Below are 22,524 nucleotides of genomic sequence, written 5' to 3'. Positions count from 1 at the left end.
GAAAGTGGCATGCGATTCCCGGACCGGCGGGGGCTGCGCGAGAAGCACGCGGTTCCTGGACCCGTGGGGTCCGCGTGAAAGGTGCACGCGATTCCCGGACCCGCGGGGGCTCTGTGAAAGAACGGCCGGATCGTCTGACAGAAGCTCACTGCGCCGGTGCCGACGCCCACTTGGGAGATCGGCACCGGCCCTGTCGTCCCGCGAGGCACCCTTGACTTGACCATGAAGTGTCATGAGCCTGGCATCCGTTCGCTGCTGTGGCGGACCCGTGCAAGGGGGACTCATGAGACGAAGAGCGAGCGCGATCCTCGCCACCGGCGCGCTCCTGCTGGGCGGTGCGGCCGTGGCGCCGGTCGCCCGGGCGCAGGACGGCAGCTCACCCGAGCCCGACGCGAACGCCGTGAAGGTGTTCCGCGCGGAGGTCACGAAGCAGCAGGTACCCCTGCTGCTCGCGGCCGGCCAGGACAGTCACGAGCTCGGCGACACGACCTGGAAGAACGGCAGGAGCACGGTCGAGGTCTACGTCACCGACGAGCAGGCCGGGAAGCTGGAGAAGCAGGGCGTCGACCTCACCGAGCACACGCTCTCCGCCAAGGCGGAGAACCGGGTCGCGGACGCCGCTCAGGGGGTGTTCCGCCCGTACAGCGGGAAGGGCAACCTCCAGGAGGAGATCATCCGGACGGGTCAGGCCAACCCCGGCCTGACCAAGGTCGTCTCCATCGGCAAGACCCTGAACGGCCAGGACATCCTCGCGGTCAAACTGACCAAGGGCGCGCGGAAGACCAAGGACGGCTCCAAGCCGTCGGTGCTCTACATGTCCAACCAGCACGCGCGCGAGTGGATCACGCCCGAGATGACGCGGCGGCTGATGCACTACTACCTGGACAACTACTCCACGGACCAGCGCGTCAAGAAGATCGTCGACTCCACCGAGCTGTGGTTCGTCCTGTCGGCCAACCCCGACGGCTACGACTACACCTTCAAGGACGCCGACACCCGTCAGTGGCGCAAGAACCTGCGGGACGTGAACGGCGACGGCGTCATCGCCACGGGTGACGGCGTCGACCTCAACCGCAACTTCGCCTACAAGTGGGGCTACGACGACGAGGGTTCGTCACCCAACCCCACCAGCGAGACCTACCGCGGCGCGAGTCCCGCGTCCGAGCCCGAGACCAAGGCGCTCGACACCTTCGAGAAGCGCGTCGGCTTCACGTACGGGATCAACTACCACTCCGCAGCCGAACTGCTGCTCTACGGAGTGGGCTGGCAGGTGGCGACGCCGACGCCGGACGACGTGCTCTACAAGTCGCTCGCCGGAACCCCCGAGAACTCCGCGATCCCGGGCTATCACCCGCAGGTCTCCTCGGAGCTCTACACCACCAACGGCGAGGCCGACGGCCACGCGGGCAACGTCAACGGCACGGCGATGTTCACCCCCGAGATGTCGACCTGTCAGAGCGCCTCGGACCTCGACCCGGACGACGCCTGGAACGCGGCGGACTGCGCCTCGGTCTTCACCTTCCCGGACGACGAGAAGCTGATCGAGCAGGAGTTCGAGAAGAACGTCCCGTTCGCGCTCTCCGTCGCCGAGACCGCGGCCCACCCCGACCGGCCGTCCTCCTCGGTGGGCCTCGACGCGCCCGACTTCACCCCGGCCGCCTTCACGACGTCGTACTCCCGCGGCGCCGACCAGGAAGTCTCCGTCGTCGTCCGCAAGTCCGTACGCGACAAGGAGCTCAAGTACCGCGTCGACGGCGGCCGTACGCACGAGGCCGCGCTCAGGCCCTGGCGGGGCGGCGAGACCTACGGCGGCCGGGACAACCTCTACTTCGACGAGTACCGCGCCAGGATCGAGGACGGCGCCCCCGGCGACAAGGTCGAGGTCTGGTTCACCGGCGAGACCCGGAGCGGGAAGCCCACCTCCAGCACCCGCTTCACCTACACCGTGGCCGAGCGGCCGCGGGCCGACGTGCTCGTGGTCGCCGAGGAGGGCGCGGCCGCCACGCAGGCGCAGACCTACATCGACGCGCTGAAGGCCGCCGGAAAGAAGGCCCTGGTCTGGGACGTCTCCACCCAGGGCGCCCCGGACGCGCTCGGCGTCCTCGACCACTTCGGGACCGTCGTCCACTACACCGGCGCCCTGCGGCCCGGCAACGCCACCCAGCTCCAACTGCGGGCCTACGTCAACGAGGGCGGCAAGCTGGTCGAGGCGGGCGAGCTTGCCGGCGGCAGCGTCGACCTCGGCGGCGGCACCCTCTCGAACGACTTCAGCCAGTACTACCTGGGCGCCTACTCGCGTACGTCCACGCCCGGCGCCAAGGGCTTCAGCGGCTCCGGCGAGCTCGACGGCACCACCGGAACGCTCGGCGACGCGCCCGGCAACCCGCTGAACGCGGCGGGCACCTACGGCGTCACCTCGGACTCGCTCTCCGCGGCGCAGTACCCGCAGTTCGCCTCCGCCGCGGGAGCGGGCCTCTTCAGCGGGACCGTCAACCCGTACGGGCCGTACGAGGGCTCCTACATGGCCGCTGCGGTGCACACCGACGACGCCTACAAGCGTCTGACCCGCACCGTCGACCTCACCGGGGTCGCCGCCGCCGACAAGCCGACGCTGCGCTCCCAGATGCTCTGGGACACCGAGCCGGGCTACGACCACGCGGTCGTCGAGGTCCACACGACCGGGGCCGACGACTGGACCACGCTCCCCGAGGCGGGCGGTGCCACCTCGGCCGCCGTCCCGACCGAGTGCGAGGCCGGCTTCTTCGCCCGGGAACACCCCTGGATCAAGCACTACCTGACCGTGAGCGCGGCGGGCTGCACCGCCACGGGGTCCAGCGGACAGTGGAACAGCCTCACCGGCGCGTCCAGCGGCTGGCAGCCGGTCGCCTTCGACCTGAGCGCGTACGCGGGCAGGTCGATCGAGGTGTCGGTCAGCTACATCACCGACCCGAGCACGGGCGGCCACGGCCTCCTCGTCGACAACACCTCTCTCGTGGTCGGCGGCAACGCGGTGGACACGGAGGGCTTCGAGGTGTCCCTCGGTCCCTGGAGCGTCGCAGGTCCGCCCACGGGCAGCCCGGCCGTCCTGCGGGACTGGGCGCGTACCGGTGAACTCTTCAGGACGTACGGAGCGGTCACCACGGACGACACGGTGCTGCTGGGCTTCGGCCTGGAGCACGTCGCCGCCGCGGCCGACCGCGCTGCCCTCATCGGCAAGGCGCTCTCGGCACTGGAGAACTGACCGCCCGTGACAATCGCATGATCGACACGGGTGATCCGTACCCTACTGACGGGTACGGATCACCCTGCCGTGTATGGCCCTACTCGATGTCACTCCGGGGCCTTCAGAGAGGTAGGGTCGGAGGCGGTCGGGGACATCCCATACAACTCGCCGACACTTGAGTCGGCGTACCTAACGAGGAGATCGGTTCGTGACGATCCGCGTAGGCATCAACGGCTTTGGCCGCATCGGTCGTAACTACTTCCGCGCGCTGCTGGAGCAGGGTGCTGACATCGAGATCGTGGCTGTCAACGACCTGGGTGACACCGCGACCACCGCCCACCTGCTCAAGTACGACACCATCCTGGGCCGCCTCAAGGCCGAGGTGTCGCACACCGCCGACACGATCACCGTCGACGGTCACACGATCAAGGTCCTGTCCGAGCGCAACCCCGCCGACATCCCGTGGGGCGAGCTGGGCGTCGACATCGTCATCGAGTCGACCGGCATCTTCACGAAGAAGGCCGACGCCGAGAAGCACATCGCCGGCGGCGCCAAGAAGGTCCTCATCTCGGCTCCGGCCAAGGACGAGGACATCACCATCGTGATGGGTGTCAACCAGGACCAGTACGACCCGGCGAACCACAACATCATCTCCAACGCCTCCTGCACCACCAACTGTGTGGCGCCGATGGCCAAGGTTCTCGACGAGAACTTCGGCATCGTCAAGGGCCTGATGACGACGGTTCACGCGTACACGAACGACCAGCGCATCCTGGACTTCCCCCACTCGGACCTGCGCCGCGCCCGCGCCGCCGCCGAGAACATCATCCCGACCACGACCGGTGCCGCGAAGGCCACCGCCCTGGTCCTCCCGCAGCTCAAGGGCAAGCTGGACGGCATCGCCATGCGCGTGCCGGTCCCGACCGGCTCGGCCACCGACCTGGTCGTGACGCTCCAGCGCGAGGTCACCAAGGACGAGGTCAACGCCGCGTTCAAGAAGGCCTCCGAGGACGGCGACCTCAAGGGCTTCCTGGCGTACACCGAGGACCCGATCGTCTCCTCGGACATCGTCAGCGACCCGGCCTCCTGCACCTTCGACTCCTCCCTGACCATGGTCCAGGAGGGCAACACGGTGAAGATCCTCGGCTGGTACGACAACGAGTGGGGCTACTCCAACCGCCTCGTCGACCTCACGGTCTTCGTCGGCGGCCAGCTCTAACTCCCGGAGCAGGCACCTCGATGTGAGCCAGGGCTCGGGCAGCGCGCCGCCGCGCTGTCCGGGCCCTGCGCCACGTAGTGACCGATCAGCGCAGATCGGTCAGCCCTCGCGGATCCGAAGAGCCTTCCCTAGGAGTCCCTTTATGAAGACGATCGACGAGCTTCTCGCCGAAGGAGTGGCCGGCAAGCGGGTATTCGTCCGCGCCGACCTCAACGTGCCGCTGGCGAACGGCCTCATCACCGACGACGGCCGCATCCGCGCCGTCCTGCCCACCGTCAAGGCCCTGGCCGACGCGGGCGCCAAGGTCATCGTCGCCTCGCACCTGGGCCGCCCCAAGGGCGCCCCGGACCCGGCGTTCTCCCTCCTCCAACCCGCCGAGCGACTCGGTGAACTGCTGGGCACGCCGGTCGCGTTCGCGCAGGACACGGTCGGCCCCGCGGCCCACGACGCGGTGAACGGCCTGCAGCCCGGCCAGGTCGCGGTCATCGAGAACCTCCGCTTCAACGCCGGCGAGACGTCCAAGGACGACACCGAGCGCGGCGAGTTCGCCGACCAGCTGGCCGCCCTGGCCGACGTCTACGTGGGCGACGGTTTCGGCGCCGTGCACCGCAAGCACGCCTCGGTGTACGACCTCCCGGCCCGTCTGCCGCACTACGCCGGCTACCTCATCGCCACCGAGGTCGGCGTCCTGAAGAAGCTCACCGAGGACGTCAAGCGGCCCTACGTCGTCGCGCTCGGCGGCTCCAAGGTCTCCGACAAGCTCGCCGTCATCGACCAGCTGCTCGGCAAGGCCGACCGCATCCTGATCGGCGGCGGCATGGCCTTCACCTTCCTCAAGGCCAAGGGCTACGAGGTCGGCGCCTCCCTGCTGCAGGAGGACCAGATCCCGGCCGTCACCGAGTACATGGAGCGCGCCGACAAGCTGGGCGTCGAGCTGGTGCTCCCGGTCGACGTCGTGGTCTCCCCCGGATTCCCTGACCTGAAGGCCAAGGCGCCCACCGAGCACTCCGCCGTCGACGCGGACAAGATGCCCGAGGGGCAGCTCGGCCTGGACATCGGCCCGAAGGCCGGCGCCCTGTACGCGACCAAGCTCGCCGACGCCGAGACCGTGTTCTGGAACGGTCCCATGGGCGTCTTCGAGCACCCCGACTACGCCGAGGGCACCAAGGCGGTCGCCCAGGCTCTGGTCGAGTCCAAGGGCTTCACCGTCGTCGGCGGTGGTGACTCCGCCGCCGCGGTGCGCACCCTCGGTTTCGACGAGAACGCATTCGGCCACATCTCGACCGGTGGCGGCGCCTCCCTCGAATACCTCGAGGGCAAGACGCTCCCCGGCCTCGCCGCACTGGAGGACTGACCTAGATGAGCACGCGCACGCCGCTGATGGCGGGCAACTGGAAGATGAACCTCAACCACCTCGAGGCCATCGCGCACGTCCAGAAGCTCGCTTTCGCCCTGGCCGACAAGGACTACGAGGCCTGCGAGGTCGCCGTCCTGCCGCCCTTCACCGACCTGCGCTCCGTGCAGACCCTGGTCGACGGCGACAAGCTCAAGATCAAGTACGGGGCCCAGGACCTGTCCGCGCAGGACTCCGGCGCCTACACGGGCGAGATCTCCGGCTCGATGCTGGCCAAGCTCAAGTGCACGTACGTGGCCGTCGGCCACTCCGAGCGCCGCCAGTACCACAACGAGACCGACGAGATCGTGGGCGCCAAGGTCAAGGCCGCCTACAAGTACGGCCTGACCCCGATCCTGTGCGTCGGCGAGGAGCTGGACGTCCGCGAGGCGGGCAACCACGTCTCCCACACCCTCGCCCAGGTCGAGGGCGGTCTGAAGGACCTCCCGGCCGAGCAGGCCGAGTCCGTCGTGATCGCGTACGAGCCCGTCTGGGCCATCGGCACCGGCAAGGTCTGCGGCGCCGACGACGCGCAGGAGGTCTGCGCCGCGATCCGCGCCAAGCTCGCCGAGCTGTACTCCCAGGAGCTGGCCGACCAGGTCCGCATCCAGTACGGCGGCTCGGTGAAGTCCGGCAACGTCGCCGAGATCATGGCGAAGCCCGACATCGACGGCGCTCTGGTCGGCGGCGCGTCGCTGGACGCCGACGAGTTCGTCAAGATCGTCCGGTTCCGCGACCAGTAAGTATGCGGTAGCGGCGATTCGTCGTACCCTTGCGGGGGTCTGGTGCCGTTGCACCGGGCCCCCGTCGTCCATCCAGTTCCGAGGAAGTTGGTCCAGCCGTGGTTTTGGGGTTCTCGATCGCCCTGATCGTCTTCAGCCTGCTGCTGATGCTGCTGGTGCTGATGCACAAGGGAAAGGGCGGCGGCCTGTCCGACATGTTCGGTGGCGGCATGCAGTCGTCCGTCGGCGGCTCCTCGGTCGCCGAGCGCAACCTCGACCGCATCACCCTGATGATCGGTCTGCTCTGGTTCGCGTGCATTGTTGTTCTCGGTGTCCTGATGAAGATCAACAACTGATCGACGGCCGGCATCGGTAGGACAGCACAACTGCACATCACGCAGCACATTCCGTACGTAAGGCCCCATGTCCGGTACGCGCCTCCAAGCGCCGCCTATCATGGGGCTTGCGTCTAGGGGTGGGGATGTAACTCCAATCACTGGACGTGCGTTGGGCCTTACGTAGACTGAGGCGCTCGCAACGAAGCGAAACGCCGACTCGCTTCGCGGCACCATCACGCAGGGAGTTACACCGTGGCAAGTGGCAACGCGATCCGAGGAAGCCGGGTCGGGGCGGGGCCGATGGGCGAGGCCGAGCGCGGCGAGTCCGCGCCGCGGCTGCGCATCTCCTTCTGGTGCTCCAACGGGCACGAGACGCAGCCCAGCTTCGCCAGCGACGCGCAGGTTCCCGACACCTGGGACTGTCCGCGCTGCGGCTTCCCCGCCGGACAGGACCGGGACAACCCGCCGGACCCGCCGCGCACCGAGCCCTACAAGACGCATCTCGCGTACGTGCGGGAGCGGCGCAGCGACGCGGACGGCGAGGCGATCCTCGCCGAGGCGCTCGCCAAACTGCGGGGCGAGATCTAGGAGTTGAGAGCCGGCCGGGCGTCCCATGGATGTCTGGCCGGAACCGTTTCACGGCGACTTCGCGGCCGCGTTCCGGCCCGCCGCCGGATCCGCCGTGCCCGGATGCCCGCACCACGGCCCTGTCGCATCATCAGGACGCCCGCCGCGAGGGGCCGACTCATCCGCCGCGCGCCACGTCCTCGTACCCGCGCCCGCATCCTCGTACCGTGGCGAGCCGCCGTGTCACGGTGCGGCGCTCTGCGTGCCGTGTCGTGCCTTGTCGTGACGGGGTGGCCGGGTCACGCCGATGCAGCAGTGCGGGCCGAAAATCGAGCCGGATGTGTCGGCCCGGCATTCCCTGCGGCCCCGGCCCCACGCATCCCTCTCGCCGTCACCCCGCTGACACCTGCGGGCCGACGGGACGTATCTGTTGTTGAGCCGGTGGACGCACTACGACAGCTCGTGTCCAGCCCTGATCAATTAGGTTGGGACCGGCAGCGGGGCAAGGTACGCAGCAGCACAGGCAGGAAAGAAGGCGGAAGTCCGAGATGAACGCAGAAAGCCGTACCAGGCTCAACCAGACACCCGAGTGGACCGCTCTGGCCAAGCACCGCGAGGAGCTCGCCGGCACCCATCTGCGCGACCTGTTCGCGGCCGACCCCGGACGCGGCTCCGGCTACTCGCTCCAGGTCGGCGATCTGCACGTCGACTACTCCAAGCAGCTGGTCACCGACGAGACGCTCCGACTGCTGCGCGAGCTGGCCGCCGCCACGGACGTGTTCGGGCTGCGGGACGCGATGTTCCGGGGCGAGAAGATCAACGTGACCGAGGACCGGGCGGTGCTGCACACCGCGCTGCGGGCGCCGCGGGACGCGGTGGTAGAGGTCGACGGGGAGAACGTCGTGCCGGCCGTGCACGCGGTCCTGGACAAGATGGCGGACTTCGCCGGGCGGGTCCGTTCGGGCGAGTGGACCGGGCACACCGGCAGGCGCATCAAGAACGTCGTCAACATCGGCATCGGCGGCTCCGACCTCGGTCCGGCGATGGCCTACGAGGTGCTGCGTTCCTTCACCGACCGTTCGCTGAGCGTGCGGTTCGTGTCGAACGTGGACGGCGCGGACCTGCACGAGGCCGTGCGGGACCTGGACCCGGCCGAGACGCTGTTCGTCATCGCCTCGAAGACGTTCACCACGATCGAGACGATCACCAACGCCACCTCGGCGCGTGACTGGCTCCTGACCGGTCTGAAGGCCGGTCAGGAGGCGGTGGCGAAGCACTTCGTGGCGCTGTCGACGAACGCGGAGAAGGTGTCGGACTTCGGCATCGACACGGCGAACATGTTCGAGTTCTGGGACTGGGTCGGCGGGCGGTACTCGTACGACTCGGCGATCGGCCTGTCGCTGATGATCGCGATCGGTCCGGACCGTTTCCGCGAGATGCTCGACGGGTTCCACCTGGTCGACGAGCACTTCCGCACGGCTCCGGCGGAGGCCAACGTCCCGCTGCTGCTGGGTCTGCTGGGGGTCTGGTACGGCAACTTCCACGACGCGCAGTCGCACGCCGTGCTGCCGTACTCGCACTACCTGTCGAAGTTCGCGGCCTACCTCCAGCAGCTCGACATGGAGTCCAACGGCAAGTCCGTGGACCGTGACGGGCAGCGGGTCGAATGGCAGACCGGACCGGTGGTGTGGGGCACGCCCGGCACCAACGGCCAGCACGCCTACTACCAGTTGATCCACCAGGGCACGAAGCTGATCCCCGCCGACTTCATCGGCTTCGCCGAGCCCGTGGCCGACCTGCTGCCGGGCCTGATCGCGCAGCACGACCTGCTGATGGCGAACTTCTTCGCGCAGACGCAGGCGCTGGCCTTCGGCAAGACGCCGGAGGAGGTCCGTGCCGAGGGCGTGCCCGAGGAACTGGTGCCGCACAAGACGTTCGAGGGCAACCACCCCACCACCACGATCCTCGCCGCCGAACTCACCCCCTCGGTCCTGGGCCAGTTGATCGCCCTCTACGAGCACAAGGTGTTCGTCCAGGGCGCGATCTGGAACATCGACTCCTTCGACCAGTGGGGCGTCGAACTCGGCAAGGTGCTCGCCAAGCGCGTCGAGCCCGCCCTCACCGAAGGCGCCGACGTGCCGGGACTGGACGAGTCGACCAAGGCCCTGGTCGCCAAGTACCGGACGCTGCGCGGTCGTTGAGCATGACTGAGGGGAAGCGGGCGGCAAGGGTCCGCCCGCTTCCCGGGACCTTCCTGGCGATCACAGGGAGCCCGTAGGCCCGGTGAACGCACGAAGGGGCGGCAAGGTCGGTGACCCTGCCGCCCCTTCGGTGGTTCAGCCGTTCCGTGCGGCGGTCGCTCAGGCGGACGCCGGCGGATACAGCGAGCGTGGCAGCTGGGACGCCGCCGGCGCGTCCAGGAGCCACAGCGTGCGGGAGCGGCCGTACGCGCCGGCGGCCGGGGCCTGGATCTCGCCCGCGCCGGACAGGGCGATGGCGGCCGCCTGCGCCTTGTCCTCGCCGGCCGCGAGCAGCCACACCTCGCGGGCGGAGCGGATCGCGGGCAGGGTCAGCGAGATCCGGGTCGGCGGCGGCTTGGGCGCGCCGTGCACGCCGACCACCGTCCGCTCGGTCTCCCGCACCGCGGGCAGCTCCGGGAAGAGCGAGGCCACGTGGGTGTCCGGGCCGACGCCCAGCATCAGGACGTCGAAGGCCGGGACCGGACCGTGGTTCTCCGGGCCGGCGGCCTTCGCGAGCTCCGCCGCGTACGACTCGGCAGCCGCCTCCACGTCGGCGCCGAACGGACCGTCGGACGCGGGCATCGCGTGCACCCGCGCCGGGTCCAGCGGCACCGTGTCGAGCAGGGCTGCGCGGGCCTGTGTGTCGTTGCGGTCGGGGTCGCCCTCGGGGAGGTACCGCTCGTCGCCCCACCACAGGTCCAGGCGCGCCCAGTCGATCGCGTCCCGGGCGGGCGCGGCGGCGAGCGCCGCGAGGAGCCCGTTGCCGTTGCGCCCGCCGGTCAGCACGATCGAGGCGGAGCCGCGCGAGGCCTGCGCGTCCACGATCTTCGTGATCAGCCGCGCCGCCGCGGCCTGGGCCATCAGTTCCTTGTCGCGGTGGACGACGAGCTGCGGGGTGTTCACTCGGCGGCCGCCTTGTCCGCCGCCTTCTTGGCGAGCGTCTCCGCCACCCCGGCGGGGGAGTCCTTGGCGACCGGGGCCGCCTTGGTGGCGGTCGCGGTCCCGCCCGCGGAACCGGCGGTGTCCGCCGAGTTCAGCCGGTTCACCCCGTAGCGCAGCGCCGAGGCGTAGGTGTCGTCCGGGTCGAGGCGGCGCAGCTCCTCCGCCATCAGCTCGGCCGTGTCGCGGCGCTTGAGCGCCACCGCACGGTCGGGCTGCCCCTGGATGGACAGCGTCGCGAGGGTGCCGTCGGCGCGGTCCAGGACGATCGGGCCGCAGCTCGTCTCCAGCCGGACCGCGGTCAGGCCGGGGCCCGAGGACAGCGACCGCTTGACGGGGACCTCCAGCCGCTCCGCGAGCCACATCGCGAGCAGCTCGCAGCTCGGATTGAACTCCTCGCCCTCCACCTCGATCGCGTCCACATCGCAGGTGACCTGGTCCAGGGCCGCGGCCAGCATCGAACGCCAGGGCGTGATGCGGGTCCACGACAGGTCCGTGTCGCCCGGGGTGTACGCCTCAGCGCGGGCGTTGAGCTCCCGTACCGGGGCCTCGGCGGCGTAGGTGTCGGTCACCCGGCGCTGGGCGAGCGAACCGAGCGGGTCCTTCGCCGGGTCGAGCGGCGCGTTCACCGGCCACCAGACGACGACGGGCGCGTCCGGCAGCAGCAGCGGCAGGACGACCGACTGGGCGTGGTTGATCACTTCGCCGTACAGGCGCAGCACCACCGTCTCGCCGGTGCCCGCCTCCGCCCCGAGCCGTACCTCGGCGTCGAGCCGTGACGTCGTGCGGTCGCGGGGCGAGCGGGAGACACGCTTGATGACCACGAGGGTGCGTGAGGGGTGCTCGCGCGAGGCCTCGTTGGCGGCCTTCAGGGCGTCGTACGCGTTCTCCTCGTCGGTGACGATGACGAGGGTGAGCACCATGCCGACGGCGGGCGTGCCGATGGCGCGGCGGCCCTGGACGAGCGCCTTGTTGACCTTGCTGGCCGTGGTGTCCGTGAGATCGGTCTTCATGGGCGACGCCAGCTCCGTCCGTCTCGTTCGAGCATTTCGTCGGCCTCGACGGGGCCCCAGGTGCCCGAGGGGTACTGTGCGGGCTTGCCGTGCTTGTCCCAGTACTGCTCGATCGGGTCGAGGATCTTCCAGGACAGCTCGACCTCCTCGGTGCGCGGGAAGAGGTTCGAGTCACCGAGCAGCACGTCGAGGATCAGACGCTCGTACGCCTCCGGGCTCGACTCCGTGAAGGACTCGCCGTACGCGAAGTCCATCGAGACGTCCCGGATCTCCATGGAGGTGCCGGGCACCTTGGAACCGAAGCGGACCGTGACGCCCTCGTCGGGCTGGACGCGGAAGACGATCGCGTTCTGGCCCAGCTCCTCCGTCGCCGTGTGGTCGAAGGGGGAGTGCGGGGCGCGCTGGAAGACGACCGCGATCTCGGTGACGCGGCGGCCCAGGCGCTTGCCGGTGCGCAGGTAGAACGGGACTCCCGCCCAGCGGCGGTTGTCCACCTCGACCTTGATCGCGGCGAAGGTGTCGGTCTTCGACTTGGGGTCGATACCGTCCTCCTGGAGGTAGCCGACGACCTTCTCGCCGCCCTGCCACCCCGCCGCGTACTGGCCGCGGACCGTGCTCTTGCCCAGGTCCTTCGGCAGCCTGGTCGCGCCGAGCACCTTGGTCTTCTCCGCGGCGAGCGCGTCCGCGTCGAAGGAGGAGGGCTCCTCCATCGCGGTCAGCGCCATGAGCTGGAGCAGGTGGTTCTGGATGACGTCACGGGCGGCGCCGATGCCGTCGTAGTAGCCGGCCCGGCCGCCGATGCCGATGTCCTCGGCCATGGTGATCTGCACGTGGTCGACGAACGACCGGTTCCAGATCGGCTCGAACATCGTGTTGGCGAAGCGCAGCGCCAGGATGTTCTGGACGGTCTCCTTGCCCAGGTAGTGGTCGATGCGGAAGACCTGGTCCGGGGCGAAGACCTCGTGCACGATCGCGTTGAGCTCCTCGGCCGACCTGAGGTCGTGGCCGAAGGGCTTCTCGATGACCGCGCGGCGCCACTGGCCGTTCGACTGGTCGGCCAGCTTGTGCTTCTTCAGCTGCTGGATCACCACCGGGAACGCGGAGGGCGGCACGGACAGGTAGAAGGCGAAGTTGCCGCCCGTGCCCTGCGCCTTGTCGAGCTCCTCGATGGTCGAGCGCAGCCGGTCGAACGCGTCGTCGTCGTCGAAGGTGCCCTGGACGAAGCGCATGCCCTGGACGAGCTGCTGCCAGACCTCCTCGCGGAAGGGCGTGCGGGCGTGCTCCTTGACCGCGTCGTGGACCTCCTGGGCGAAGTCCTCGTGGGCCCACTCGCGGCGGGCGAACCCGACGAGCGAGAAGCCCGGCGGAAGAAGGCCCCGGTTGGCGAGGTCGTACACCGCGGGCATCAGCTTTTTACGTGACAAATCGCCCGTGACGCCGAAGATGACCAGGCCCGACGGCCCCGCGATACGCGGGAGCCGTCGGTCTGCGGGGTCACGCAGCGGGTTGCTGCTCGACAAGATTTCAGCCCTCCGAAGGGGCGAGGCGCTGGAGCTCCGCCTCGGTCGACTTGAGCAGGTCGTTCCAGGCGGACTCGAACTTCTCGACGCCCTCGTCCTCAAGGAGCTGGACCACGTCGTCGTAGGCGATCCCGAGCTTCTCGACGGCGTCGAGTTCGGTACGGGACTGCTCGTACGTACCGGCGATCGTGTTCCCGGTGATCCGGCCGTGATCCTCGGCGGCCCCCAGGGTTGCCTCCGGCATGGTGTTCACGGTGTTGGGCGCGACCAGCTCGTCGACGTACAGGGTGTCCTTGTACGCCGGGTCCTTGACGCCGGTCGAGGCCCACAGCGGGCGCTGCTTGTTGGCCTGCGCCCGGTCGAGGGCGGCCCAGCGGTCCGTGGAGAAGACCTCCTCGTACGCCTCGTAGGCGAGCCGGGCGTTGGCGAGGCCCGCCTTGCCGCGGGCGGCCTTGGCCTCGGGGGTGCCCAGGGCGTCGAGCCGCTTGTCGATCTCGGTGTCCACGCGGGACACGAAGAACGACGCCACGGAGTGGATCTTCGAGAGGTCCAGGCCGCGCTCCTTGGCCTTCTCCAGGCCGAGGAGGAAGGCCTCCATGACCTCGCGGTAGCGCTCCAGCGAGAAGATCAGCGTGACGTTGACGCTGATGCCGAGGCCGATGACCTCGGTGATCGCCGGCAGACCCGCCTTGGTGGCCGGGATCTTGATGAGGGTGTTGGGGCGGTCCACCAGCCAGGCAAGCTGCTTGGCCTCGGCGATGGTCGCCGCGGTGTTGTGCGCCAGACGCGGGTCGACCTCGATCGACACGCGGCCGTCCTGGCCCTCGGTGGCGTCGAAGACGGGGCGCAGGATGTCGGCGGCGTCGCGCACGTCCGCCGTGGTGATCATGCGCAGGGCCTCTTCGACGGTGACCTTGCGGGCAGCGAGCTCGGAAACCTGCTGCTCGTAGCCGTCTCCGCTGCTGATCGCCTTCTGGAAGATCGACGGGTTGGTGGTGACGCCGACGACGTGCTGCTGGTCGATCAGCTCGGCAAGGTTTCCGGACGTGATCCGCTTGCGCGACAGGTCGTCCAGCCAGATCGCGACGCCTTCCTCGGAGAGGCGCTTGAGTGCGTCTGTCATGGAAATTGCATCTCCTACGTGTCGTATGTCGGCGTCAGCGCTGGGCTGCGGCGATCGATTCCCGGGCGGCTTCCGCGACGTTCTCGGCAGTGAAACCGAATTCGCGGAAGAGCACCTTGCCGTCGGCCGAAGCACCGAAGTGCTCCAGCGAAACAATGCGTCCGGCGTCCCCGACGAATCGGTGCCAGGTGAGACCGATTCCGGCCTCGACGGAGACACGGGCCTTCACCGAAGGCGGCAGGACGCTGTCCCGGTACCCCTGGTCCTGCTCGTCGAACCACTCCACACACGGCATGGAGACCACCCGCGTGGGGATGCCCGCGGCCTGGAGCTGCTCACGCGCCTCGACGGCCACGTGCACCTCGGAGCCGGTGCCGATCAGGATGACCTCGGGCGAGCCGCCCTCGGCCTCGAACAGCACGTAACCGCCCTTGGCGGCGTCCTCGTTCGCCTCGTACGTCGGCACACCCTGACGGGTCAGGGCGAGACCGTGCGGGGCGCCCTTGCCGAACACCTTGGTGTAGCGCTTGAGGATCTCGCGCCAGGCGATGGCCGTCTCGTTGGCGTCCGCGGGACGGACGACGTTGAGGCCGGGGATGGCGCGCAGCGAGGCGAGGTGCTCGACCGGCTGGTGGGTGGGACCGTCCTCGCCGAGGCCGATCGAGTCGTGCGTCCACACGTACGTCACCGGCAGGTGCATCAGGGCCGACAGGCGGACCGAGTTGCGCATGTAGTCGGAGAACACCAGGAAGGTGCCGCCGTAGACGCGCGTGTTGCCGTGCAGCGCGATGCCGTTCATCTCCGCGGCCATGGAGTGCTCGCGGATGCCGAAGTGGATCGTGCGGCCATACGGGTCCGCCTCCGGCAGCGGGTTGTCCGCCGGGAGGAACGAGCTGCTCTTGTCGATCGTGGTGTTGTTCGAGCCGGCGAGGTCGGCGGAGCCGCCCCACAGCTCGGGGATGACCGCGCCGAGGGCCTGGAGCACCTTGCCGGACGCGGCGCGGGTGGCGACGCCCGTGCCCGCCTCGAAGACGGGGAGCTTCTCCTCCCAGCCGCTCGGCAGCTCGGTCGCGGCGATACGGTCGTACTCCGCCGCGCGCTCCGGGTTGGCGGTACGCCAGGCGGCGTAGCCCTTCTCCCACTCGGCCTTGGCCTGGGCACCCCGGTCCAGGGCCTGACGGGTGTGGGCCAGCACCTCGGCGGCGACGTCGAAGGACTTCTCCGGGTCGAAGCCGAGGACGCGCTTGGTGGCCGCGACCTCGTCGTCGCCGAGCGCCGAGCCGTGCGCGGCCTCGGTGTTCTGCGCGTTGGGGGCGGGCCAGGCGATGATCGAGCGCATCGCGATGAAGGACGGCTTGTCCGTCACCTTCTTCGCGGCCTCGATCGCGTTGTAGATGGCGTGCGGGTCCAGGTCGCCGTCCGGCTTCGGGGCGACGCGCTGCACGTGCCAGCCGTACGCCTCGTAGCGCTTGACGGTGTCCTCGGAGACCGCGGTCTCGGTGTCGCCCTCGATCGAGATGTGGTTGTCGTCCCACAGCAGGACCAGGTTGCCGAGCTTCTGGTGCCCGGCCATGGAGGAGGCCTCCGCGGAGATGCCCTCCTGGAGGCAGCCGTCACCGGCGATCGCGTAGATGAAGTGGTCGAACGGGGACTCGCCCTGCGGCGCCTGGGGGTCGAACAGACCACGCTCGTAGCGGGCGGCCATCGCCATGCCCACCGCGTTGGCGACACCCTGGCCGAGCGGACCGGTCGTGGTCTCCACGCCCGGCGTGTGACCGTACTCGGGGTGTCCGGGGGTCCTGCTGCCCCAGGTCCGGAAGGACTCCAGGTCGTCCAGCTCCAGGCCGAAACCGGCCAGGTAGAGCTGGGTGTAGAGGGTCAGGGACGAATGGCCGGCGGACAGCACGAAGCGGTCCCGTCCAACCCAGTCGGTGTCCGCCGGGTCGTGCCGCATCACCTTCTGGAAGAGGGTGTAGGCGGCGGGCGCCAGGCTCATGGCCGTACCGGGATGGCCGTTGCCGACCTTCTGTACGGCATCGGCGGCCAGGACGCGGGCGGTGTCCACGGCCCGCTGGTCCAGCTCGGTCCACTCGAGGTCTGTGGTGGTCGGCTTGGTGCTCACCCTGGGTCAGGGCTCCTCTCCACATGTCACGCATGTCGAAATGCCGGTGCACTGGGCGCCCCGGCCGTTGTCGAGCCTACCCCCGTGAGTACGCGCGTTTTTTCGAGTCATTCCAGACTGCCGGGACTCGTCGGGATCCGCCTCCCGACTAGGTCGTTCCGTGTTCGGCAAGTGAATACGGAGCCGCTCGTCCGAGTGCTCAATCGAGTCTCGATCAGCTCTTCCGGCCGCACTCCTCAACACGGGCCCACCCCCGCGAATGCCGGGGTCTGGGCAACGTCTACAGTGGCGTGGTACGCGCGGGCCTTTGCGGGGAATTCATCCCGAGGCCCGCTGGGATGTCTCTGTCAGGGGTGTGCGTGACGGCCGTCGAATCCCGTCCAGCGGGTGTGCTCGGGACGAGCAGCAGCCGGGGCCAGCGGCCGTTCGGGGCCCGTGTCAAGGCGTTCGTGGCGCTGACCAAGCCGCGGATCATCGAGCTGTTGCTGATCACCACCGTTCCGGTGATGTTCCTGGCCCAGCAAGGTGTGCCGGATCTGAAGCTGGTGCTCCTCACCTGCCTCGGCGGTTATCTGTCCGCGGGCGGCGCCAACGCGCTCAACATGTACATCGACCGCGACATCGACGCCCTCATGGAGCGCACCTCGCAGCGTCCGCTCGTCACCGGCATGGTCAGCCCCCGTGAGTGCCTCGCTTTCGGCATCACGCTGGCGGTCGTGTCGACCCTGCTGTTCGGTCTCGCCGTCAACTGGCTGTCCGCCTGGCTGTCGCTCGGGGCGCTCCTCTTCTACGTCGTCGTCTACACGATGATTCTCAAACGGCGTACCTCGCAGAACATCGTGTGGGGCGGCATCGCCGGCTGTCTGCCCGTGCTCATCGGATGGTCGTCCGTCACGAACTCCATGTCGTGGGCGCCGGTCATCCTCTTCCTCGTCATGTTCTTCTGGACGCCGCCGCACTACTGGCCGCTGTCCATGAAGGTGCGCGAGGACTACGCGCGCGTGGGCGTGCCGATGCTGCCGGTCGTCGCGAGCAACAAGGTGGTCGCCCGCCAGATCGTCCTCTACAGCTGGGTGATGGTCGCGGTCTCGCTGCTGCTCACCCCGCTCGGGTACACGGGCTGGTTCTACACCGCGGTCGCGCTCGGCGCGGGCGGGTTCTGGCTGTGGGAGGCGCACGGCCTGCAGAACCGCGCCAAGGCCGAGGCCACGGGCATCAAGCTCAAGGAGATGCGGCTGTTCCACTGGTCGATCACCTACGTGTCGATCCTCTTCGTGGCCGTCGCGGTGGACCCCTTCCTCCGCTAGACCCTCCGCCGGACCCGGTGAACCGTGGACGGGAGGGGTGCGTGGTCAAGGCCACGCACCCCTCCCGTCGCCGTTCGATCTACCCGTCGGTAGCATCCTGGCCATGGCAGACACCCAGCAGATCGACGAGACCCCCGGCGCCGTCCAGGACCCCAAGGCCGAACGCGCCGCCGCCAAGCTCGCGCAGCGGATCACCGCCTTCTCCAAGGCGCACGGCGGGGCCGAGGCGCAGGTCGCGTACATCGGACAGCGCGGCGCCCGCATCGTCCTCGTCGGCGAGGACGGCGGCTGGGGCGACCTCGTGGCGACGAGCTACGAGATCGCCGAGAAGGCAGTCAAGAAGGCCGGGATCACCGTCCACGAGGCGTTCGACGGCGAGTTCGCGGCCAAGGTGAAGACCGGCCCGTACGAGTGGAAGCGCATGGCCGGCATCCAGGTCGGCGGTCCCTCCAACGACTGACACGTCACCCCTCGCACGGACGGCCGACAATCGTCGGCTGTTCGCACGGGGTGTGCGCGACCAACACCTGACACCCGGCTCAGCCGTTAGGACCTGAAAAGCAACGGTCCATTCGCGGGAGTCCGGATGATCGAAACGCCGTCCCTGGTGGACCAGTACTGCCACGGCGTACTGCGGACGGAGCTGGGCCTCGGCACGTTCGAGGCCCACCTCACCAGGACCGAAGGGCCGCCTGCCGCGGGCACCACCTTCTTCGACACCCAGACCGGCTTCGCCGTACGACGCTGGTGCCCGCCCCTGCTCGGACTCGAACCGCACTGCACGCCCGCGCACTATCTGGCCCGGCGCCGCGAACTCGGCGTCCTGGAGTCGGGCCGCAGACTGCTGCGCGGCAGCGGCATCACCACGTATCTCGTCGACACCGGTCTGCCCGGAGATCTGACCGGGCCGGGCGAGATGGCCTCCACGGGAGACGCGCGAGCGCACGAGATCGTCCGGCTGGAGCTGCTCGCCGAACAGGTCGCCGACACCTCGGGAACCGGCGAGGCATTTCTCGCCAATCTCGCCGAATCCGTCCACGGAGCCGCCGTGAACGCCGTGGCCTTCACCTCCGTCGCGGGCGTGCGGCACGGTCTGGCCCTCGCGCCCGAACCGCCGGGACCGGGGGAGGTACGGGGCGCGGCGGGCCGCTGGCTCGCGGGCCGCCGGGTCGGCGGCACGCTCACCGACCCCGTCCTGCTCCGCCATCTGCTGTGGATCGCCGTCGCCTCGGGCCTGCCCCTCCAGCTCCACGCTGGCCTCGGCGAACCGGGCCAGCGCATCGACCGCACGGACCCGGTGCTGCTGACGGACTTCGTCCGGGCCACGGCAGGCCTCGGCACCGACCTGGTCCTGCTGCACGGCTACCCGTACCACCGGCACGCCGCCCACCTCGCCGGTGTCTTCGCGCACGTCTACGCCGACTCGGGCGCCGCCCTGGTGCGCACCGGAGCCCGGGCCGCGACCGTCCTCGCCGAGATCCTGGAACTGGCGCCGTTCGGCAAGATCCTCTTCTCCAGCGGGGCGCAGGGCCTGCCCGAGCTGCACGTGGTGGGTGCCCGCCTGTTCCGGGAGGCGCTCGGCCGGGTGTTCGGCGGCTGGGTCGCGGAAGGGGCGTGGTCCCTGGAGGACGCCCAGCGCGTGGCCACGATGGTGGCGGCGGGCAACGCGCGGCGGGTGTACGGGGTGGGGTGAGCGCACCGGCGCCCGCCGAGGGCTCACGCGCGTGAGGGCGCTCCCCGGCGGGCCGCGTGGGTGTTTTCCCCCGGATGGGCTACGCGTGCGAAGGCGCTCCCTGGACGGGCCGCGCGCGGGTGAACGCGGTGTCCCCGGACGGCCTGGACGGGCCACGGGCGGGTGAACGGTGTCCCTGGACGGCCCGGACGGGCCAGGCACAGGTCAACGGCGTCCCCGGACGGGCCGCCCGGACGAGCTACGCGCGGGTGAGGGCCGACGTGGTCGCGGGACCCGGCAGATCCGCCACGGTCTCCGGGCGCTCGCGCAGGGCCAGCAGCACCCGCAGCACCCCGATCCACACCAGGCAGGAGCCGAGCATGTGGAGGGCGACCAGGGCCTCGGGCAGGTCGGTGAAGTACTGGACGTAGCCGATGACGCCCTGGGCCAGGAGGATCAGGAACAGGTCGCGGGTGCGCCGCAGGGGACCCTGGGGGGCGTCCACCGCCTTCAGGACGAACCAGAGGGCGAAGGTCAGCGTGACGACGATCCAGGCCAGCACGGCGTGCAGCTTGGCGACGTTCTCCCAGCCGACGGGGATGCGGGCGACCTCGCTCGAGTCACCCGCGTGCGGTCCGGCACCGGTGACGACCGTGCCGACCGCGATCAGCAGGACCGAGGCGACGACCATGAACCACACGAGCTGCTGCACGGACTTGCCGACCAGCGGACGCGGCGCCGCGTCGCCCTCGCGGGTGCGCTGCCACATGAGCGCGGCGACCGTGATGAGCGCGGTGGAGAGCAGGAAGTGCGCGGCGACCGTGTACGGGTTGAGACCGACCAGGACGACGATCCCGCCGAGGACCGCGTTGCTCATGACGATCCAGAACTGGGCCCAGCCGAGCCGGGTGAGGCCGCGCCGCCACGGCTTCCGCGAGCGCGCCGCGATGATCGCCCACCCGACGGCGGCGCACAGCACGTACGTCAGCATGCGGTTGCCGAACTCGATGGCGCCGTGGAAGCCCATCGCGCTCGTCGCCGTGAGCGAGTCGTCGGTGCACTTGGGCCAGGTCGGGCAGCCGAGGCCGGAGCCGGTGAGCCGCACGGCACCGCCGGTGACCACGATGACGACCGCCATGACGAGCGCGGCGAGGGCCGCCCGCTGCACCGTCCGGGAGGTCGGGGTCCAGCGTTCGGCGATGAAGGCGAGCGGGTTGCGCACCGCGCTGAGGGCGTCGGCTCGGGTCAGGTTCTGCACGCGCACCATCGTAGGGGCCCGCTTGTGCACGCTTTCACGAGGGTCCGCCCGGGAGCGGCGGGTCGGCCGCCCTCCAGGGCGGGGCCCCTCACTCCCCGTGAAAGGTTCACCACTTCCGGTGGGGTGGGCCGGTCATTCCCAGCGGAAGAACCGGCCGGCCGCGCCGAGGCCCAGGACCGCCCAGACCGCCAGGATCCCGAGGTCGGCCCAGGGCATCCCGGCGCCGTGCTGGAGCACGTTCCGCAGTCCGTCCGAGAGCGCCGAGATGGGCAGCAGACCAAGCACGTCCTGGGCGCCCGCGGGGAACTTGTCCATCGGCACGATGACCCCGCCGCCGACCAGGAACAGCAGGAAGACGAGGTTCGCCGCGGCCAGTGTCGCCTCGGCCTTGAGCGTGCCCGCCATGAGCAGGCCGAGCCCGGAGAAGGCGGCCGTGCCGAGGACCAGCAGGAGCAGGACGGCGAACGGATTGCCGTGCGGCGACCAGCCCAGCGCGAACGCGATCGCGGTGAGCAGGATCACCTGGAGGATTTCGGTGACGAGGACCGACACCGTCTTCGCGGTCATCAGCCCCCAGCGGGGGAGCGGAGAGGCCGCCAGCCGCTTCAGGACGCCGTACCGGCGCTCGAAGCCCGTGGCGATGGCCTGGCCGGTGAACGCCGTCGACATCACGGCCAGCGCCAGGATGCCCGGCGCCAGGAAGTCGACGGCCTCGCCCGCGCCGGTGTCGATGATGTCCACCGAGCTGAACAGCACCAGGAGCAGGGTCGGGATGACGACCGTCAGGAGGAGCTGCTCGCCGTTGCGGAGCAGCATCTTCGTCTCCAGCGCGGCCTGCGCGCCGATCATGCGGGTCAGCGGGGCGGCGCCCGGCTTCGGGGTGTACGTACCGGCGGTCGTCACGGACTCGGCTCCTTGCCGGTCGGCTACGGGCTGTGCCTGGGTCATGAGCGCAGCTCCCTGCCGGTCAGTTCCAGAAAGACGTCTTCCAGGGTGTGGCGTTCGACCGAGATCTTCTCCGGCATCACACCGTGCTGGGCGCACCAGGACGTGACGGTCGCCAGCAGCTGCGGGTCGACCTTGCCGCCGACGCGGTAGGCCCCCGGTGTCAGCTCGGCCGCCGTGCAGTCCGCCGGAAGGGCCTTGAGCAGGGAGTTCACGTCGAGTCCGGGACGGCCGCCGAAGCGCAGGGTGTTCTCCGCGCCGCCGCGGCACAGCTCCTCGGGGGAGCCCTGGGCGACGACCCGGCCCGCGTCGATGATCGCGACGTCGTCGGCGAGCTGCTCGGCCTCGTCCATGTGGTGCGTGGTGAGGATCACCGAGACACCGTCGGAACGCAGGTCGCGGACCAGATCCCAGGTCGCGCGGCGGGCCTGCGGGTCGAGGCCCGCGGTCGGCTCGTCCAGGAAGACCAGCTCGGGACGGCCGACGACCGCCATGGCGAGCGCGAGGCGCTGCTGCTGGCCGCCCGAAAGCCGGCGGTACGTCGTGCGGCCGCAGCCCTCCAGGCCGAGTCGCTCGATGAGCGCGTCCACGTCCAGCGGGTGGGCGTGCAGTTTCGCCACATGGCGGAGCATCTCGTCGGCGCGGGCGCCCGAGTAGACGCCGCCGGACTGGAGCATCACGCCGATCCGGGTGTGGAGCTCGCCGGACTGTCTCGCCGGGTCGAGGCCCAGGACGCGCACCGTGCCGGAGTCCGGCGTGCGGTATCCCTCGCAGGTCTCGACCGTGGTGGTCTTGCCCGCTCCGTTGGGTCCGAGTACGGCGGTGACGCCCGCCGTGGCCACCAGGTCGAGGCCGTCCACCGCGGTCTTGGTTCCGTACCGCTTCACCAGGGCCTGGACCTGGACGACGGGCTCGCTTCGCAT

The 22,524-nt window shown here is 69.8% G+C and carries 18 protein-coding genes; 10 read left to right on the top strand and 8 right to left on the bottom strand.

The features are described 5' to 3' along the window. Nucleotides 1–283 precede the first annotated feature (283 nt). The 7 genes from OG410_RS11510 to pgi all read left to right on the top strand — a co-directional run bounded on the left by OG410_RS11510 (nt 284) and on the right by pgi (nt 9,663). The gene (locus OG410_RS11510; RefSeq protein WP_329299032.1) at nt 284–3,241 is read left to right on the top strand and encodes a M14 family metallopeptidase; all 2,958 of its coding nucleotides are present in this window, start codon (nt 284–286) and stop codon (nt 3,239–3,241) included. A gap of 190 nt (nt 3,242–3,431) precedes the next feature. Continuing rightward, the gene (gap, locus tag OG410_RS11505) at nt 3,432–4,442 is read left to right on the top strand and encodes a type I glyceraldehyde-3-phosphate dehydrogenase (protein WP_328668454.1); all 1,011 of its coding nucleotides are present in this window, start codon (nt 3,432–3,434) and stop codon (nt 4,440–4,442) included. Nucleotides 4,443–4,584: 142 nt separating this feature from the next. Next, nucleotides 4,585–5,796: a phosphoglycerate kinase gene (locus tag OG410_RS11500; RefSeq protein ID WP_329299031.1), complete on the top strand. Its 1,212-nt coding sequence runs from the start codon at nt 4,585–4,587 to the stop codon at nt 5,794–5,796. Between the two features lie 5 nt (nt 5,797–5,801). Then, the gene (gene tpiA / locus OG410_RS11495) at nt 5,802–6,578 is read left to right on the top strand and encodes a triose-phosphate isomerase (RefSeq protein WP_329299030.1); all 777 of its coding nucleotides are present in this window, start codon (nt 5,802–5,804) and stop codon (nt 6,576–6,578) included. A gap of 98 nt (nt 6,579–6,676) precedes the next feature. Beyond that, nucleotides 6,677–6,913: a preprotein translocase subunit SecG gene (gene secG / locus OG410_RS11490; RefSeq protein ID WP_261703385.1), complete on the top strand. Its 237-nt coding sequence runs from the start codon at nt 6,677–6,679 to the stop codon at nt 6,911–6,913. A gap of 282 nt (nt 6,914–7,195) precedes the next feature. Beyond that, the gene (locus OG410_RS11485; protein ID WP_004002138.1) at nt 7,196–7,483 is read left to right on the top strand and encodes an RNA polymerase-binding protein RbpA; all 288 of its coding nucleotides are present in this window, start codon (nt 7,196–7,198) and stop codon (nt 7,481–7,483) included. 527 nt (nt 7,484–8,010) lie between these two features. Continuing rightward, on the top strand, nt 8,011–9,663 hold the full coding sequence (gene pgi, locus OG410_RS11480) for a glucose-6-phosphate isomerase (RefSeq protein ID WP_329299029.1): 1,653 nt from the start codon (nt 8,011–8,013) through the stop codon (nt 9,661–9,663). A 159-nt stretch (nt 9,664–9,822) separates the two neighbouring features. Here the strand turns inward: pgi and pgl are convergent, their stop codons facing one another. From pgl to tkt, 5 genes are read right to left on the bottom strand one after another with little or no spacing between them, the layout of a single operon-like run. Next, nucleotides 9,823–10,605, bottom strand: a complete 783-nt coding sequence (gene pgl, locus OG410_RS11475) for a 6-phosphogluconolactonase (protein ID WP_329299028.1) — start codon at nt 10,603–10,605, stop codon at nt 9,823–9,825. Next, entirely contained in the window at nt 10,602–11,654 is a 1,053-nt protein-coding gene (gene opcA, locus OG410_RS11470) for a glucose-6-phosphate dehydrogenase assembly protein OpcA (RefSeq protein ID WP_329299027.1), read from the bottom strand. Before opcA ends, pgl begins: the two co-directional genes overlap by 4 nt. Next, entirely contained in the window at nt 11,651–13,177 is a 1,527-nt protein-coding gene (zwf, locus tag OG410_RS11465) for a glucose-6-phosphate dehydrogenase (RefSeq protein WP_326791001.1), read from the bottom strand. The genes opcA and zwf overlap by 4 nt, the downstream gene beginning before the upstream one ends. Nucleotide 13,178: 1 nt before the next feature. Continuing rightward, nucleotides 13,179–14,297 (bottom strand): transaldolase, encoded by a 1,119-nt coding sequence (gene tal, locus OG410_RS11460; protein ID WP_329299026.1) that lies wholly within the window; start codon nt 14,295–14,297, stop codon nt 13,179–13,181. Nucleotides 14,298–14,331: 34 nt separating this feature from the next. Further along, nucleotides 14,332–16,419, bottom strand: coding sequence for a transketolase (gene tkt, locus OG410_RS11455; RefSeq protein ID WP_329299025.1), 2,088 nt, complete (start codon nt 16,417–16,419; stop codon nt 14,332–14,334). Between the two features lie 353 nt (nt 16,420–16,772). On the opposite strand from tkt, the gene OG410_RS11450 reads away from it, so the two are divergent. The 3 genes from OG410_RS11450 (at nt 16,773) to OG410_RS11440 (ending at nt 19,419) form a co-directional block, all read left to right on the top strand. Next, complete coding sequence (locus OG410_RS11450; RefSeq protein ID WP_326791002.1) at nt 16,773–17,726, top strand: heme o synthase; 954 nt, start codon at nt 16,773–16,775, stop codon at nt 17,724–17,726. Between the two features lie 103 nt (nt 17,727–17,829). After that, nucleotides 17,830–18,186 carry a hypothetical protein gene (locus OG410_RS11445; protein ID WP_326788463.1) on the top strand — a complete coding sequence of 119 codons (357 nt, stop codon included), beginning with the start codon at nt 17,830–17,832 and terminating at the stop codon, nt 18,184–18,186. A gap of 126 nt (nt 18,187–18,312) precedes the next feature. Continuing rightward, nucleotides 18,313–19,419, top strand: a complete 1,107-nt coding sequence (locus OG410_RS11440) for an amidohydrolase family protein (RefSeq protein WP_329299024.1) — start codon at nt 18,313–18,315, stop codon at nt 19,417–19,419. 238 nt (nt 19,420–19,657) lie between these two features. On the opposite strand, the gene OG410_RS11435 is transcribed toward OG410_RS11440, so the two are convergent. The 3 genes from OG410_RS11435 to OG410_RS11425 all read right to left on the bottom strand — a co-directional run bounded on the left by OG410_RS11435 (nt 19,658) and on the right by OG410_RS11425 (nt 22,524). Then, nucleotides 19,658–20,665, bottom strand: a complete 1,008-nt coding sequence (locus OG410_RS11435; protein ID WP_329299022.1) for a COX15/CtaA family protein — start codon at nt 20,663–20,665, stop codon at nt 19,658–19,660. Nucleotides 20,666–20,788: 123 nt separating this feature from the next. Next, the gene (locus OG410_RS11430) at nt 20,789–21,604 is read right to left on the bottom strand and encodes an ABC transporter permease (RefSeq protein WP_329299021.1); all 816 of its coding nucleotides are present in this window, start codon (nt 21,602–21,604) and stop codon (nt 20,789–20,791) included. Continuing rightward, entirely contained in the window at nt 21,601–22,524 is a 924-nt protein-coding gene (locus tag OG410_RS11425; protein ID WP_329299020.1) for an ABC transporter ATP-binding protein, read from the bottom strand. The genes OG410_RS11430 and OG410_RS11425 overlap by 4 nt, the downstream gene beginning before the upstream one ends.

The sequence above is a fragment of the Streptomyces sp. NBC_00659 genome (assembly GCF_036226925.1).
Lineage (GTDB): Bacteria > Actinomycetota > Actinomycetes > Streptomycetales > Streptomycetaceae > Streptomyces.
The sequence above is the reverse complement of the archived record's forward strand: the minus strand, read 5'-3'. Positions and strand labels throughout refer to the sequence as shown.

Bases quoted from the DNA above. Each gene is read 5' to 3' on its own strand.
- OG410_RS11510 (WP_329299032.1), top strand. From the start codon at position 284: ATGAGACGAAGAGCGAGCGCGATCCTCGCCACCGGCGCGCTCCTGCTG.
- OG410_RS11500 (WP_329299031.1), top strand. From the start codon at position 4,585: ATGAAGACGATCGACGAGCTTCTCGCCGAAGGAGTGGCCGGCAAGCGG.
- tpiA (WP_329299030.1), top strand. From the start codon at position 5,802: ATGAGCACGCGCACGCCGCTGATGGCGGGCAACTGGAAGATGAACCTC.
- OG410_RS11485 (WP_004002138.1), top strand. From the start codon at position 7,196: ATGGGCGAGGCCGAGCGCGGCGAGTCCGCGCCGCGGCTGCGCATCTCC.
- pgi (WP_329299029.1), top strand. From the start codon at position 8,011: ATGAACGCAGAAAGCCGTACCAGGCTCAACCAGACACCCGAGTGGACC.
- opcA (WP_329299027.1), bottom strand. From the start codon at position 11,654: ATGAAGACCGATCTCACGGACACCACGGCCAGCAAGGTCAACAAGGCG.
- tal (WP_329299026.1), bottom strand. From the start codon at position 14,297: ATGACAGACGCACTCAAGCGCCTCTCCGAGGAAGGCGTCGCGATCTGG.
- OG410_RS11445 (WP_326788463.1), top strand. From the start codon at position 17,830: ATGGCAGACACCCAGCAGATCGACGAGACCCCCGGCGCCGTCCAGGAC.
- OG410_RS11440 (WP_329299024.1), top strand. From the start codon at position 18,313: ATGATCGAAACGCCGTCCCTGGTGGACCAGTACTGCCACGGCGTACTG.
- OG410_RS11435 (WP_329299022.1), bottom strand. From the start codon at position 20,665: ATGGTGCGCGTGCAGAACCTGACCCGAGCCGACGCCCTCAGCGCGGTG.
- OG410_RS11430 (WP_329299021.1), bottom strand. From the start codon at position 21,604: ATGACCCAGGCACAGCCCGTAGCCGACCGGCAAGGAGCCGAGTCCGTG.
- OG410_RS11425 (WP_329299020.1), bottom strand. From the start codon at position 22,524: ATGCGAAGCGAGCCCGTCGTCCAGGTCCAGGCCCTGGTGAAGCGGTAC.